This is a genomic window from Pseudomonas sp. P20 (assembly GCF_016463925.1).
Classification (GTDB): Bacteria; Pseudomonadota; Gammaproteobacteria; order Pseudomonadales; family Pseudomonadaceae; genus Pseudomonas; species Pseudomonas aeruginosa.
The window spans coordinates 27,825-41,523 of sequence record NZ_JAEMVM010000004.1; the positions used below are offsets into that span (position 1 = coordinate 27,825).

General features: G+C 67.4%; 14 protein-coding genes. 2 read left to right on the plus strand and 12 right to left on the minus strand.

Going from position 1 to position 13,699, the window contains the following annotated elements:
- Window positions 1-2: 2 nt before the first annotated feature.
- From fliR to JHD77_RS06360, 8 genes are all read right to left on the minus strand, one after another.
- Complete coding sequence (gene fliR, locus JHD77_RS06325) at window positions 3-779, minus strand: flagellar biosynthetic protein FliR (RefSeq protein ID WP_003083054.1); 777 nt, start codon at window positions 777-779, stop codon at window positions 3-5.
- Complete coding sequence (gene fliQ, locus JHD77_RS06330) at window positions 779-1,048, minus strand: flagellar biosynthesis protein FliQ (RefSeq protein WP_003083053.1); 270 nt, start codon at window positions 1,046-1,048, stop codon at window positions 779-781. The genes fliR and fliQ overlap by 1 nt, the downstream gene beginning before the upstream one ends.
- 44 nt (window positions 1,049-1,092) lie before the next feature.
- Complete coding sequence (fliP, locus tag JHD77_RS06335; protein ID WP_003083052.1) at window positions 1,093-1,860, minus strand: flagellar type III secretion system pore protein FliP; 768 nt, start codon at window positions 1,858-1,860, stop codon at window positions 1,093-1,095.
- The gene (gene fliO, locus JHD77_RS06340) at window positions 1,857-2,309 is read right to left on the minus strand and encodes a flagellar biosynthetic protein FliO (RefSeq protein WP_003100447.1); all 453 of its coding nucleotides are present in this window, start codon (window positions 2,307-2,309) and stop codon (window positions 1,857-1,859) included. Before fliO ends, fliP begins: the two co-directional genes overlap by 4 nt.
- A 1-nt stretch (window position 2,310) precedes the next feature.
- Window positions 2,311-2,784, minus strand: coding sequence for a flagellar motor switch protein FliN (gene fliN / locus JHD77_RS06345; protein WP_003083049.1), 474 nt, complete (start codon window positions 2,782-2,784; stop codon window positions 2,311-2,313).
- Between the two features lie 27 nt (window positions 2,785-2,811).
- Entirely contained in the window at window positions 2,812-3,783 is a 972-nt protein-coding gene (gene fliM / locus JHD77_RS06350) for a flagellar motor switch protein FliM (protein ID WP_003083045.1), read from the minus strand.
- Window positions 3,784-3,790: 7 nt separating this feature from the next.
- Window positions 3,791-4,312 carry a flagellar basal body-associated protein FliL gene (fliL, locus tag JHD77_RS06355; protein WP_003083042.1) on the minus strand — a complete coding sequence of 174 codons (522 nt, stop codon included), beginning with the start codon at window positions 4,310-4,312 and terminating at the stop codon, window positions 3,791-3,793.
- A 243-nt stretch (window positions 4,313-4,555) separates the two neighbouring features.
- The gene (locus JHD77_RS06360; protein WP_003083038.1) at window positions 4,556-5,839 is read right to left on the minus strand and encodes a flagellar hook-length control protein FliK; all 1,284 of its coding nucleotides are present in this window, start codon (window positions 5,837-5,839) and stop codon (window positions 4,556-4,558) included.
- Window positions 5,840-6,026: 187 nt separating this feature from the next.
- Between JHD77_RS06360 and JHD77_RS06365 the strand changes: the two genes are divergently transcribed.
- Window positions 6,027-6,614 carry a UPF0149 family protein gene (locus JHD77_RS06365; protein ID WP_003083037.1) on the plus strand — a complete coding sequence of 196 codons (588 nt, stop codon included), beginning with the start codon at window positions 6,027-6,029 and terminating at the stop codon, window positions 6,612-6,614.
- A gap of 11 nt (window positions 6,615-6,625) precedes the next feature.
- A complete protein-coding gene (locus JHD77_RS06370; protein ID WP_003083036.1) occupies window positions 6,626-7,033 on the plus strand; it encodes a YbaN family protein in 408 nt (135 codons plus the stop codon).
- Between the two features lie 8 nt (window positions 7,034-7,041).
- On the opposite strand, the gene JHD77_RS06375 is transcribed toward JHD77_RS06370, so the two are convergent.
- The 4 genes from JHD77_RS06375 to mexM form a co-directional block, all read right to left on the minus strand.
- Window positions 7,042-8,487 carry a sensor histidine kinase gene (locus tag JHD77_RS06375; protein WP_003083034.1) on the minus strand — a complete coding sequence of 482 codons (1,446 nt, stop codon included), beginning with the start codon at window positions 8,485-8,487 and terminating at the stop codon, window positions 7,042-7,044.
- A complete protein-coding gene (locus JHD77_RS06380; RefSeq protein WP_003083028.1) occupies window positions 8,465-9,154 on the minus strand; it encodes a heavy metal response regulator transcription factor in 690 nt (229 codons plus the stop codon). The genes JHD77_RS06375 and JHD77_RS06380 overlap by 23 nt, the downstream gene beginning before the upstream one ends.
- Before the next feature lie 103 nt (window positions 9,155-9,257).
- On the minus strand, window positions 9,258-12,368 hold the full coding sequence (gene mexN, locus JHD77_RS06385; protein WP_003083027.1) for a multidrug efflux RND transporter permease subunit MexN: 3,111 nt from the start codon (window positions 12,366-12,368) through the stop codon (window positions 9,258-9,260).
- Window positions 12,365-13,522, minus strand: coding sequence for a multidrug efflux RND transporter periplasmic adaptor subunit MexM (gene mexM, locus JHD77_RS06390; RefSeq protein ID WP_003100454.1), 1,158 nt, complete (start codon window positions 13,520-13,522; stop codon window positions 12,365-12,367). The genes mexN and mexM overlap by 4 nt, the downstream gene beginning before the upstream one ends.
- Between the last annotated feature and the right edge of the window lie 177 nt (window positions 13,523-13,699).

The window sequence follows — 13,699 nt, forward strand, 5'->3', positions numbered from 1 at the left end:
GGCTATTTCGCCCGCACCAGTTCACGGAGGAATTGCAGGGCCTCGCCGGCCAGCACCTGGTACTGGCTGAGCAGGTCGGCGGTGCCGATCCAGAGGATCACCAGGCCCAGCACCAGGGTCAACGGAAAGCCGATGGAGAAGATGTTCAGTTGCGGCGCCGCGCGGGTCATGGCGCCGAAGGCGAGGTTCACCACCAGCAGCGCGGTGATCGCCGGCAGCGCCAGCAGCAGTGCCGCGCCCATCACCCAGCCGAGCTTGCCGGCGATGATCCAGAAATGGTTGCCGCTCAGGCCCTCGCCCACCGGCAGGGTGACGAAGCTCTCGGCGATTACCTCGAACACTACCAGGTGCCCGTTCATCGCCAGGAACAGCAGCGTCACCAGCATGGTGAAGAACTGGCCGAGCACCGGCACCGAGACGCCGTTGGCCGGGTCGACCATGGAAGCGAAGCCCAGGCCCATCTGCATCGAGATGATCTGCCCGGCGATCACGAAGGCGTGGAACAGCAACTGCAGGGAAAAGCCGAGCAAGGCGCCGACCAGGATCTGCTCGCCGATCAGCAGCATGGCCTTCATGCTCAGCGCGTCCACCTGCGGCATCGGCGGCAGGTTCGGCACCAGCACCACGCAGACGCCCAGCGCCAGGTACAGTCGCACCCGCACCGGCACCAGCTGGGTGCCGATCACCGGCATGGTCATCAGCAGCGCCGCGACCCGGAACAGCGGCAGCACGAAGCTGGCGATCCAGCCGCCGATCTGCGCGTTGGTCAGCTCCAGCATCAGCCGATCAGCAGCGGGATGTTGCCGATCAGCGTCTGGGTGTATTCCATCAGCTGCCGCAGCAGCCAGGGGCCCAGCACGATCAGGGTGAGCAGGATCACCATCAGGCGCGGCAGGAAGCTCAGGGTCTGTTCGTTGATCTGGGTGGCGGCCTGGAACATCGCCACCACGAGACCGACCAGCAGGCTCGGAACCACCAGCACGCCGACGATCATCGCCGTCAGCCACAACGCCTCGCGGAACAGGTCGAGTGCCACCTCAGGGGTCATGTCTCTCTCCAGCGCGCCAGCGGCGCGTCAAGCCGGCGGCACCGCTAGACGGTGCCGAAACTGCCCGCCAGCGTCCCGATGATCAGCGCCCAGCCATCCACCAGGACGAACAGCATGATCTTGAACGGCAGGGAAATGATCAGCGGCGACAGCATCATCATGCCCATCGCCATCAGCACGCTGGACACCACCAGGTCGATGATCAGGAACGGGATGAAGATCATGAAGCCGATCTGGAACGCGGTCTTCAGCTCGGACGTGACGAAGGCCGGGACCAGGATGGTCAGCGGCGTCGCCTCCGGGCTGCCGATGTCGGTGCGCTTGGACAGGCGGACGAACAGCTCCAGGTCGGAGGTGCGAGTCTGCGCCAGCATGAACGCCTTCAGCGGTACCTCGGCCTTTTGCAGGGCTTCCTGGGCGGGAATCTGCTCGTTCAGGTAGGGCTGCAGGGCCTGGCTGTTGATCTTGTCGAACACCGGGGCCATGACGAACATGGTCAGGAACAGCGCCAGCCCCACCAGCACCTGGTTCGACGGCGTCGATTGCAGGCCCAGCGCCTGGCGCAGGATGGAGAAGACGATGATGATCCGGGTGAAGCTGGTCATCAGCATGACGAACGCCGGGATGAAGCTCAGCGCGGTCATGATCAGCAGGATCTGCAGGCTGACCGAATACTCCTGCTGGCCCTGGCCGTTGGTGGTCACGGTGATCGCCGAGATCGATGTCGGGTCGGCGGCCAGCGCCGGCCACGGCGCCAGCAGCAGAAGGCAGAGCGCGGCGAGCGCGCCGGCCAGGGAGATGCGCGGAGTCATGGCTTGCCCTTGGGGTCCTTGTTCAGCAGCTCCAGCAGGCGCTGGGCGAATTCCGGCGTGGCCGGCTCGCCGTCCGGCAGGTGTACCGGCTCCTTGAGCACGTGCAACGGCGTGATCCGGCCGGGCGTCAGGCCGAGCAGGATCTGCTCCTCACCGACCTGCACCAGCACCAGCCGGTCGCGCGGACCCAGCGGCTGGCTGGCAAGGGTGCGGATCAAGCGGTTGCCGCGCGGACCGGCCTGTTGCACCCGGCGCACCAGCCAGGCGAGCAGGAAGATCAGGCCGATCACCAGGCCCAGGCCGAGCACCAGTTGGGCCAGTTGCGCGGCGGCGCCGGAAGCGGCGCCCACCGTCGGCGCGGCGGCACCCGTCGTCCCCTCGGCGGCGCACAGCGGCGCGCTCAGCGAGGCGAGTGCCGGCAGGAAGCCGACGAACAGGTAGCGACGCATGTCAGCGCAGCTTCTTGATGCGTTCGCTGGGACTGATCACGTCGGTCAGGCGGATGCCGAACTTCTCGTTCACTACCACCACCTCGCCGTGGGCGATCAGGGTGCCGTTGACCAGTACGTCCAGCGGCTCGCCGGCCAGGCGATCGAGTTCGATCACCGACCCCTGGTTGAGCTGCAGCAGGTTGCGGATGCTGATGTCGGTATGCCCGACCTCCATGGAAATGGTCACCGGGATGTCCAGGATCACATCCAGGTTGGGCCCCTCCAGGCCGGAAATGGTCGGTGCCTTCGGCGAAGCGCCGAACTCTTCCATCGGCGCCCGCGGGGTACTCGGCTCCGCCACGGGAGTCGCGCCGCCCTGGGCCATCAGCGCATCGATGTCGTCCTGGCTGGCGTCGCCCGCCTCGGCCAGCGCCGCCGCCCACTCGTCGGCCAGTGCCTGTTCCTCGGTGGTCACTTTTTCTTCGTCTGCCATGGTTCGTCTTTCCTCCGGGGGAAGCGGTCAGCGCGAGCGCTCGACCGCTTCGAGAATCTGTAGCGCCAGGTTGCCCTTGTGGGCGCCCAGCTTGACCTTGAAGGCGGGCACGCCGTTGGCGCGCATCACCATGTGTTCCGGCATCTCCACCGGGATCACGTCGCCCGGCTGCATGTGCAGGATGTCGCGCAGCTTGAGCTGGCGGCGGACCACGGTGGCGCCGAGCGGTACCTGGACGTCCAGCACGTCCTCGCGCAGGGCCTTGATCCAGCGCTCGTCCTGGTCGTCGTGGTCGGACTGGAAACCGGCGTCGAGCATCTCGCGGATCGGCTCGATCATCGAGTAGGGCATGGTGATGTGCAGGTCGCCGCCACCGCCGTCCAGTTCGATGTGGAAGGTGGAGACCACCACCACCTCGCTGGGACTGACGATGTTGGCCATGGCCGGGTTGACCTCCGAGTTGACGTACTCGAAGTTCATCTCCAGCACCGCCTGCCAGGCTTCCTTCAGATCGACGAAGGCCTGCTCCAGCACCATCCGCACCACCCGCAGTTCGGTCGGGGTGAACTCGCGGCCCTCGATCTTGGCGTGGCGGCCGTCGCCGCCGAAGAAGTTGTCCACCAGCTTGAACACCAGCTTGGCGTCGAGGATGAACAGCGCGGTGCCGCGCAGCGGCTTCATCTTCACCAGGTTGAGGCTGGTGGGAACGTACAGCGAGTGCACGTACTCGCCGAACTTCATCACCTGCACGCCGCCGACCGCGACGTCGGCCGAACGGCGCAGCAGGTTGAACATGCTGATGCGGGTGTAGCGGGCGAAACGCTCGTTGATCATCTCCAGGGTCGGCATGCGGCCCCGGACGATGCGGTCCTGGCTGGTCAGGTCATAGGACTTGACCGATCCCGGCGTCGCCTCGACTTCGGTTTCCACCAGGCCATCGTCGACGCCGTGCAACAGCGCGTCGATTTCATCCTGGGAAAGCAGATCTTGCACGGCCATGGGATACCTACTGCAGCACGAAATTGGTGAACAACACTTGTTCGATAGCCAGTTGGCCGGTTTCCTTCTTGGCCAGTTCCTGCAATCCGGCGGTCGCCTGCTGGCGGAGCATTTCCTTGCCCACCGGAGTCACCAGCGAGTCGAAACTCTGACTCGAGAACAGCATCACCAGTTTATTGCGAACCAGCGGCATGTGCTCGCGCAATGCGTCCATCTGCGCCTTGTCGCGCCCCATCAACGCGACGCCGACCTGCATGTAGCGCTGCCGGCCGTTCTGGTTGAAGTTGACGACGAAGGCCGGCGCCAGGATCTCGTAGAGCGCCGGCTGCTTGCCCGGCTTCGCCGCCTCGCTGGCGACTTCCTCGGTCTTCTCGGCCTTCAGCGACTTGCTGAGGAAGAACCAGGTGCCGCCCACCGACAGGCCGATCGCCAGCAGCAGGCCGACCACGATCAGCAGGATCAGCTTCAGCTTGCTCTTGCCGCCGCTCGGAGCCCCCGCGTCGGCGGGTGTCGCCTCTTTCTTAGCCATGCCAAAAATCCGTCGCTATAGCGTCAAATGAAGGGTTTCACAGGGGCAGAGCAAGGGTTGTGCCATTTCTGCAACGCCGCCCCGCCTCCTGGGACCAGCCCCGGAGGGCTGTCCGAGATGATAGACGGCGCGGATATTACAGCCTGGCCACAGGAAATCATCCCCGTCTTTTGCGAAATTGCCCGCTCCGGAAAAAGAAAGGCCTCCCGCAGGAGGCCCAAAGGGGAAATGCAGTCGTTCGCCTCAGGCGTAGTAGTCGACCAGACCGCGCGCCGCCGACGCACCCGGCCGGCTGCGGATCTCGCTGACTCCGGCGAGGGTTTCCTCATCGCCCGAGGCCTCGCCGGCCAAGCCGCGTCCGCGCGCCGATCCGCCCTCGCCCTGCTGCTGGCCCTGCCAGCCCCGCGCCAGCGACTGGTCGGAGACGTTCACGTCGAGCTGGTTCATGCCCTGCTGGCTGAACATGTCGCGCAGCCGGTGCATCTGGCTTTCCAGGGCGTCGCGAACGCCGGCGTTGGGACTGGCGAAGGTCACCTGGGTCTGGTCGGCGGTCATGTGGATGCGCACGTCCAGGCGTCCCAGCTCGGCGGGGTCGAGCTGGATCTCCGCCGACTTCAGGTTCTGGCTGGACATCCACATCACCCGGTCCACCACCGCCTCGCTCCAGCCGTTCTGCTGCATCGCCACCGGCTGGCCGGGCACCGTGCCGTTCACCGGACGGTTGGTCAGGGCCTGTTGCGCCATGGCCTGGGTCAGCCCGTTGAGCTTGGCCGCGAAAGGTTCACCGCGGGGTTCCGCCTTGCTCTCCAGCAGGCTCTCGGAGGCGGCGCTGGCGACGGCCGGCTCGGCGGTCTGCTGCAACTGGGCCTCGAGCGCCTTGCCGTCGACGGCCTTGGTCAAGGAATCCGAGGTCAGGCCGGCAAGGGCATCGCCGAGGTTCGCCTGGCGGGGATCGGCGCTCTTCGCCGGCCCGCCTTTCGCCGTCTGCGCGGCGTCCTGGGCGCCCTGCTCCAGGGCCATGTTCACCGCCGGCACGCCGTTGAGCTTGACCAGGGTCGGGTCGCTGCTGGCTTCGGTAAGGCTGGCCGGAGCACTGCTGGCCGTCGGCACGGCCGGTGGCAGCAAAGTCGCCTGGGTATTCTCGTCGAGCAACGGTACGGCACCGCCGAGGCCGAGCAATTGCAGCGGATCGACCGGCGTTTCGACTTTATCTTCGCCGTCGGCCTTGGCCTGGCCGTCGGCCGGCAAAGGCTTGCCGTCTTCGGCAACGGCCGGCTGCCTGGCGGCATCCGTCGGCTGCGCTTCGACGGCGTCCTTGCCGGCGTCCCGTGGCTTGTCCCGCGAACCCTTCGCGGGACCGTCAGCGCGCTCGGCGGGCTTCTTCGCGGTCTCCTTGGCATACATGTCGGAGAAGCTGGAAGTCTTGTCGTTACTGGGCTCAGGCGTTTTCTGCTGGCTCTTCGGCGCAGCGGCCTTGGGCTTTACATCAGGCGTCGGCGGCAACAACACACCAGGGGCGACGGCCATGGGAATTCTCCATTTGCGAAGGGATTGCATCGTGGCTTGCGCAAGGGATGGAGCAAGGTCCGGGCCAACTTCGCCGAGAGCGTCCGTGAAACGCTCGCCAGGGCGCCGCAGCAGGCACGCTCGCTTTGCCCGCAGGTCCCGTCTGGACTACAATCCAGAGCCGCATCCCTCCCGAGGTAGTACCCTGATGTCCTTCGCCGAAAAACTGTCCCGTCTGCAAGCCTTCCTCGATGCCGATGACCTGCACGAAGAAGCGCTGGACTACGTGGCGACCCACGGCTACCTGACCGCCCTCTCCATCTGCCCGGAGCAGGTGCCGGAGCGGGAGTGGATCGACGCCCTGTTCGCCGAACCGCCGCACTACCGCAGCGATGAGGAGCGCCAGGAGATCGAGACTTCCCTCGAGCAGCTCAAGGCGCACATCACCCGCGTGCTGGCCAGCGACGAAGACCTCGAGCTGCCCTGCGACCTCGACCTCGGCGACGAGCCGGACGACTCCGACCTGCGCGGCTGGTGCATCGGCTTCATGGAAGGCGTGTTCCTTCGCGAGGAAGTCTGGTTCGAGCAGGCCGAGGAGGAAGTCAGCGAGCTGCTGCTGCCGATCATGGTCGGCTCCGGCCTGTTCGACGAGCAGCCCGAGTTCGACGAGATCGCCCGCGACCGCCACCTGGTGGACGACATGGTCGCGCAGATTCCCGACCTGCTGACCAACCTGTTCCTGCTCTGCCAGGCGCCGGAAGAAAAGCCCGCCCTGCTCAAGCCGCGCACGCACTAAGGAGCGCCGCGGTGGCGCAGCGGGAAATTCGCCCGAGCGCTCGCGTCTGGGTGCGCTATAGCCTCCAGGCCGTGGGTTTCCTAAGCGTAGCCCTGGGCGTGATCGGCATCTTCCTGCCGGTGCTGCCGACCACGCCTTTCCTGCTCCTCGCGGCGGCCTGCTTCATGCGCAGCTCGCCGCGCTTCTACCACTGGCTGGTCGGCCATCCACGGCTCGGCCCGTGGATCCGCGACTATCTCGACGGCGAAGGCATCCCGCTCAAGGGCAAGGTCTACGCCATCGGCCTGATGTGGGCCAGCATCGCCCTTTCCTGCTACCTGGTCCGACGCCCCTGGGCCCAGGGCTTCATGCTGACCAGCGCGGTACTGGTCAGCATCTATATCCTCCGCCAGAAGACCCGCCCGCCGCACGACGCCTGAGGGCCCGCTCAGGACAGCGCCGGATCGCCCTCGCCCAGCGGCAAGCGGTCGCCGGGCCCGCGCCGCTCGGGGCTCAGCACGGTGAAGCCGAAGGTGTTCCAGCCGTCCGCGCTGTCGACGAACACCGAACCGCCGTGCATGCTCGCCACCGCCTTGACGATGGACAGGCCGAGGCCGTGGTTGGCCTCGCTGTTGCTGCGCGCCGCGTCGACCCGATAGAAGCGCTCGAACAGGTGCCTGCGGTGCTCGTCGGCGATCGGCACGCCGGGGTTGCTCACCGCCACCCGCACTTCGTCGCCGCGCCGCTCGACGCCGACCCGCAGCGTGCCGCCGGCGGCGGTGTGCTGGGCGGCGTTGTACAGCAGGTTGGTCACCGCCCGCTGGAACAGGGCGCGCTCGACCAGCGCGCGAGCCTCGCCACGCACCTCGATGCCGACCCCGGCCTCGTCGAAGATCACCTCGAGGAAATCCACCGTGGTGGCGATCTCGCCGGCCAGCGAGGTTTCCTCGCGCTCGCAGGCCAGGCGTCCCTGGTCGGCGCGGGCGAGGAACAGCATGTCGTTGACGATCGCCCGCAGCCGCTCCAGCTCCTCCAGGTTGGATTGCAGGACCTCTTCGTAATGTTCGCCGCTGCGTTCGCGGGACAACGCCACCTGGGTCTGGCCGATCAGGTTGGTCAATGGCGTGCGCAGCTCGTGGGCGACGTCGGCATTGAACGACTCCAGGCGCACGTAGGCCTGCTCCAGGCGGTCCAGGGCGCCGTTGAACGCTCCCACCAGCTCGCGCAGCTCGGCCGGCAGCGGCGAGAGCTGCAAGCGCTGCGACAACTGCCGCGGGCTGATCCGCCGGGCCTCCTCGGACAGCCGATGCACCGGCCACAGGCCCAGGCGGGCGATCCAGTGGCCAAGCAACGAGGCCAGCAGCACACCGAGGGCGGACAGGCCGAGCAGCCATTTCAGGGTGGAGGTCCGCGCCTCATGGAACGCCGCGCTGTCGATGGCGGTGACGTAGGTCAGCCGCGGCCGCCCCTCGCGCGCCGGCAACACGCCGACCCGCGCAGTCAGCGCGTACCGGTGCTCCGGCAACTCCAGTTCGTAGCGGCCGGCGCCATCGGCGATCAGCCGCTGCACCGGTTCGCTGAAGCGCCCGTAGTGATAGCGCGGGTCGTCGCTGTCGATCCAGAAACGGATCAGCTCGTACTCCTGGCTCAGGTTGTCCAGCTTGCCCTGCAGGTGCGGCCAGCGCTCGGCCAGGTCGGGATGGTCGAGCATCCGCGAGACCATGTTGAAGCGCACGTCCACCTCGCCCTGCTGCAGGCGCTCGGTCTGGCGGTCGAGGATGCAATAGAGCATGGTGCCGATGAGGGCGAAGATCACCACCGCGGCGCCGGCGAACATTCCCGCCAGACGGGTCGACAAGGACATGCCCACCTCAGCCCGACTCCGCCAGCGCACGGTTCTCCAGGACGTAGCCCATGCCCCGGATGGTATGCAGCAGCTTGTTCTCGAACGGACCGTCGAGCTTGGCGCGCAGGCGCTTGATCGCCACCTCCACGACATTGGTGTCGGTATCGAAGTTGATGTCCCAGACCAGTTCGGCGATCGCCGTCTTCGACAGGATCTCGCCGCTGCGCTGGGCCAGCACGCAGAGCAGCGCGTACTCCTTGGCAGTCAGCTCCAGACGGGTGTTGCCACGGAAGACCTTGCGGCTGAGCAGGTCGATGGACAGGTCGGCGATGCGCATCTGCGAATGGCTTTCGTGGTTGCCGCCGCGCCGGGTCAGGGCCTGCAGGCGGGCGACCAGTTCGAGGAAGGAGAACGGCTTGATCAGGTAGTCGTCGGCGCCCTCGCGCAGCCCGCGCACCCGGTCTTCCACGCGCTCGCGCGCGGTGAGCATGATCACCGGGGTCTGCCGCCGCTCGCGCAACGCCCGCAGAACGCCGTAGCCGTCGACGCCCGGCAGCATCACGTCGAGCACGATCACGTCGTACTCGCCATGGAGCGCCAGGTGGCGACCGTCGATGCCGTTGTCCGCCAGGTCCACGGTGAACCCCTGTTCGCTGAGGCCACGGTTCAGGTAGTCCGCCGTCTTCGCCTCGTCCTCGACAATCAGTACCCGCATCTATCGCCCGATCCTCTGTTCGCCTTCGCATCCCGGGCGGGACGCATGCCTGCCTGCATCCTAGCCACGCGCCGCCGTCCAGGAAAGCCGCGTCCGTTACGCCTCATGTCGCCGTCGCCCCAGCGGTTCCGCCGTCCGAGGTCGTCGTCCCGCGCCGGTGGAACAGCCGCTCCAGGGCCAGGTATACCACCGGCGTGCTGAACAGGGTCAGCACCTGGCTCACCAGCAGCCCGCCGACCACCGCGATGCCCAGAGGCTGGCGCAGCTCGGAACCGGTGCCGAAGCCGATCATCAGGGGTATCGCGCCCAGCAGCGCGGCCAGGGTGGTCATCATGATCGGCCGGAAACGGGTCAGGCAGGCCTGGTAGATCGCCTGCTCCGCGCTCATGCCCTGCTCGCGCTGGGCGACGATGGCGAAGTCGACCATGAGGATGCCGTTCTTCTTGACGATGCCGATCAGCAGCACGATGCCGATCAGCGCCATGATCGAGAAGTCCTGGCCCCAGGCCCAGAGCAGGAACACCGCGCCGATCCCCGCCGAGGGCAGGGTCGAGAGGATCGTCAGCGGATGTACGAAACTCTCGTAGAGCACGCCGAGGATGATGTACACCGCGATCAGCGCGGCGAGGATCAGCAGCGGTTGCGAGGCCAGCGAGCTCTGGAAGGCCTGCGCCGCGCCCTGGAACACGCCGATAATGGTCGAGGGCATGCCGATCTCCTCCTGGGCGCGCTGCACCGCCTGCACCGCCTCGCCGAGGGACACCCCGGCAGCCAGGTTGAAGGACAGGTTGACCGCCGGGAACATGCCGTTGTGGTTGATCTGCAGCGGCCCGGAGCGCGGCGCCGCGACCTTGGCGATGGCCGACAGCGGGACCATCTCGCCGCTCAGCGGCGAGCGCAGGTAGAACCAGTCCAGGCTTTCCGCGCGGCCGCGCTGGCGCGCATCGAGTTCGAGGACCACCTTGTACTGGTTGACCTCGGTCTGGTACTCGCCGACCTGGCGCTGGCCGAAGGCGTCGTAGAGGGTCTGGCTGACATCCTCGGCGCTGAGGCCGAAACGCGCCGCGGCCACCCGGTCGATGTCCAGCGCGGTGACGCTGGCGCCGACCTGCAGGTCGTTGGACACATCCATCAGCCCCGGCACCTGCTTCAGGCGCTCGGTGAGGCGTTGCGCCCAGAGCGCCAGCTGGGTGCTGTCGCTGCTGCGCAGGGCGTACTGGTACTGGGTCCGCGAGGGTCCGGAACTGAGGTTGATGTCCTGCGCCGCGCGCAGGTAGAGCATGATTCCCGGCACCTTCGCCAGTTGCGGGCGCAGCCGGTCGATGAACTCGCCGACCGAGACATCGCGCTCGCCACGGTCCTTGAGGACGATCCAGAAACGTCCGTTGGCCAGGCTCTGGCTACCGCCGGTGACGCCCACCGCATGGTTGTAGCTCTGCACCGCCGGGTCGCTGGCGATGATCTCGGCCAGTTGCCGGTGCTTGGCGACCATGTCGTCGTAGGAGATATCCTCGGCAGCCTGGCTCGTGCCGAAGACGAAGGCGGTGTCCTGCAAGGGGAAGAAACCCTTGGGAATCCCGACGTAGCCGGCCACCGCCACCAGCACGGTAAAGGCGAAGCCGACCAGCATCAGCCGCTGGTGCCCGAGCGCCCAGCGCAGGCCGCGCTCGTATCCGCCGGTCAGCCATTCGGCGAAGCCCTTTCTCGGCGCGTCGGCATGCCGCAATGCCGGCATGAAGCGCGAAGCCAGCATCGGCGCCAGGGTCAGCGAAGCGAGCACCGAGATCAGGATCGCCACCGTCACGCTGACCGCGAATTCGCGGAACAGCCGGCCGACGATCCCGCCCATGAACAGCAGGGGAATGAACGCGGCGATCAGCGAGAAGCTGATGGAAATCACGGTAAAGCCGATCTCCGCCGCGCCCTTGAGCGCCGCCTCGACCTTCGAGGCGCCCGCTTCCAGGTGTCGGTGGATGTTCTCCACGACCACGATGGCGTCGTCGACGATGAAGCCGACGGCGATGATCAGCGCCACCAGGGTCAGGTTGTTGAGGGTGAAGCCGAGCACGTACATCGCCGCGAAGCTGGCGCTCAGGGACACCGCCAGCACCGTGGCGACGATCAGGGTCGCCGACAGCTGGCGGAGGAACAGGCCCATCACCAGCACCACCAGGCCAATGGTCAGCAGCAGGGTCAGTTCGACCTCGTGCAGCGACGAGCGGATGGTCCGGGTGCGATCGTTGAGCACGTCTACCTCGATGGTCGCCGGGAGCATCTCGCGCAGGCGCGGCAATGCGGCCTGGATCGCGTCGGCGGTATCGACGATGTTCGCCCCAGGCTGGCGGAGGATCACCAGTGCCACCCCGGGCACACCGTTCGGCCAGGCCTGCACGTAGTCGTCCTCGGGCGCCGAGACGATCCGCGCCACGTCCTTGAGGAACACCGGCGCGCCCTGGCGGTAGGCGACCACCAGGTCGTCATAGTCGCTGGCGTTGAACAACTGGTCGTTGGCCGCGAGGGTCGACACCCGCCCCTCGCCGTAGAGCGCGCCCTTGGCCAGGTTGACGCTGGCCGACTGCAACGACTGGCGCAGGTCGGCCAGGGTCAGCTGGTAGGCGGCGAGCTTTTCCGGCTGGGCCTGGATGCGGATCGCCGGGCGCTGCTGGCCGACCACGAAGATCTGCCCCACGCCGTTCACCTGGCTGAGCTGGCGGGCGAGGATGGTCTCGGCGTAATCGCTGAGTTCGATCAGCGGCATCATCTCCGAGTTGACCCGCAGGATCATGATCGGGCTGTCCGCCGGGTTGACCTTGCGCCAGGTCGGCAGGTTCGGCATGTCCACCGGCAGCCGCCCCGCCGCGGCGTTGATCGCCGCCTGGACCTCCTGGGCGGCGACGTCGATGCTCTTGTCGAGGCTGAACTGCAGGGTCAGGGTGGTGGTGCCCAGGGCGCTGCTGGAAGTCATCTCGGTGATCCCGGGAATCGCGCTGAACTGCACTTCCAAGGGGGTGGCCACCGACGAGGCCATGGTTTCCGGGCTACCGCCGGGCAGCAAGGCGTTGATCTGGATGGTCGGGAAGTCCGCCTCCGGCAACGGCGCCACACCGAGCCGGAGGAACGCCAGCAGCCCCAGCAGCAGCGAGGCCAGGGTCAGCAGCGCGGTGGCGATCGGGTGCCGTACGCACCAGCCGGAAATCCCGGCGCGCGGCGTCACGGCTGCCGCTCCGCCGCCTGAGCCAGGCTCGGGCGCGGCTCCTGGATATCGACCAGGGCGCCGGGCATCAGCCGCGAGTGGCCGTCCACCACCACCTGGTCACCGCTGGCCAGGCCTTCCACCACACTGAGGCCGTCGATGTCCTGGAGCACCCGCACCGGCACCGCCTCGACCCGGTCGGCGGCGACCCGGTAGACGAAATTACCCTCCAGGCCGCGGCGCACCGCCTTGCTCGACAGCACCAACTGGTCGCGCCGGACCCCGGTGTGCAGGCTCACCGCGACGAACTGCCCGGGCCAGAGCCGGGCCTGGCGGTTATCGAAGGAGGCGCGCACGCGGATGGTACCGGTGGAACTGTCGATCTGGTTGTCGATGGTCAGCAACCGGCCCTCGCCCAGCGCGCTCCCGCCGTCGCGGCTGTAGGCGCGCACCGCCGCCTCGCCGCCGAGCAGCGCCTGCAACTGGGGCAACTGTTCCTGTTGCAGGGAGAAGACTACGGAGATCGGTGCGATCTGGGTCACGCTGAACAGGCCGAGACTGTCGCCGACCCGCACCAGGTTGCCGACATCGACGTTGCGGATACCGACCTTGCCGGATACCGGCGAGGTGATCCGGGTGTAGGACAGGCGCACCCGCTCGGCGTTGATGGTGGCATCGTTGGCCTTCAGGGTCGCGCGCAACTGGTCGACCGTCGCCTGCTGCTGGTCCAGCAGTTGGCGTGACACCGCACGCTCGGCATACAGGCTGCGGTAGCGTTGCAGGTCCTGCTCGGCGGATTTCAGCTGGGCCTGGTTGCTCGCCCTGGAGGCCTGCGCCTGCTCCAGCGCGGCGACGACGGCGCGGTCATCGATGGTCGCCAGCAACTCGCCCGCCTCGACCATCTGCCCTTCGCTCACCAGCAGGCGGGTCAACTGGCCGTCGATCTGGGTGCGGATCACCACGTTGTGCAACGAAGTCACCGTGCCGATGCCGCTGACCTGTTGCTCGACGTCGCGCCGCTCCACCCGCGCCACGTTCACCGGGACCCTGGCCGGCGCGGGCGCCGCCTTCGCCCCGGCGTCGCCGCCGAGCCATGCCCAACCGCCGAAGGCGACCAGGCCCGCCGCCAGCATGCCCACCAGGACCCGTCCCCCACCACTGCGCAACGCCTGCATCTGTCCACCTTTCCCAGTGGCCGGCCTCGCGCGGCCGACTTCGTTCTTCTTTATAAGCAGCGCAGCGGGACCCCACCCTGACCCCTGAATGACAATCCTGTCAGTTTCGCCGGACACCCCGCGCTGGCAGGCCGCCCGGCGCTCTCGTAGACTTCGCTGAGTCCTTCCGGAGCCCGC

Bases quoted from the DNA above. Each gene is read 5' to 3' on its own strand.
- fliR (WP_003083054.1), bottom strand. From the start codon at position 779: ATGCTGGAGCTGACCAACGCGCAGATCGGCGGCTGGATCGCCAGCTTC.
- fliQ (WP_003083053.1), bottom strand. From the start codon at position 1,048: ATGACCCCTGAGGTGGCACTCGACCTGTTCCGCGAGGCGTTGTGGCTG.
- fliP (WP_003083052.1), bottom strand. From the start codon at position 1,860: ATGACTCCGCGCATCTCCCTGGCCGGCGCGCTCGCCGCGCTCTGCCTT.
- fliO (WP_003100447.1), bottom strand. From the start codon at position 2,309: ATGCGTCGCTACCTGTTCGTCGGCTTCCTGCCGGCACTCGCCTCGCTG.
- fliN (WP_003083049.1), bottom strand. From the start codon at position 2,784: ATGGCAGACGAAGAAAAAGTGACCACCGAGGAACAGGCACTGGCCGAC.
- fliM (WP_003083045.1), bottom strand. From the start codon at position 3,783: ATGGCCGTGCAAGATCTGCTTTCCCAGGATGAAATCGACGCGCTGTTG.
- fliL (WP_003083042.1), bottom strand. From the start codon at position 4,312: ATGGCTAAGAAAGAGGCGACACCCGCCGACGCGGGGGCTCCGAGCGGC.
- JHD77_RS06360 (WP_003083038.1), bottom strand. From the start codon at position 5,839: ATGGCCGTCGCCCCTGGTGTGTTGTTGCCGCCGACGCCTGATGTAAAG.
- JHD77_RS06365 (WP_003083037.1), top strand. From the start codon at position 6,027: ATGTCCTTCGCCGAAAAACTGTCCCGTCTGCAAGCCTTCCTCGATGCC.
- JHD77_RS06380 (WP_003083028.1), bottom strand. From the start codon at position 9,154: ATGCGGGTACTGATTGTCGAGGACGAGGCGAAGACGGCGGACTACCTG.
- mexM (WP_003100454.1), bottom strand. From the start codon at position 13,522: ATGCAGGCGTTGCGCAGTGGTGGGGGACGGGTCCTGGTGGGCATGCTG.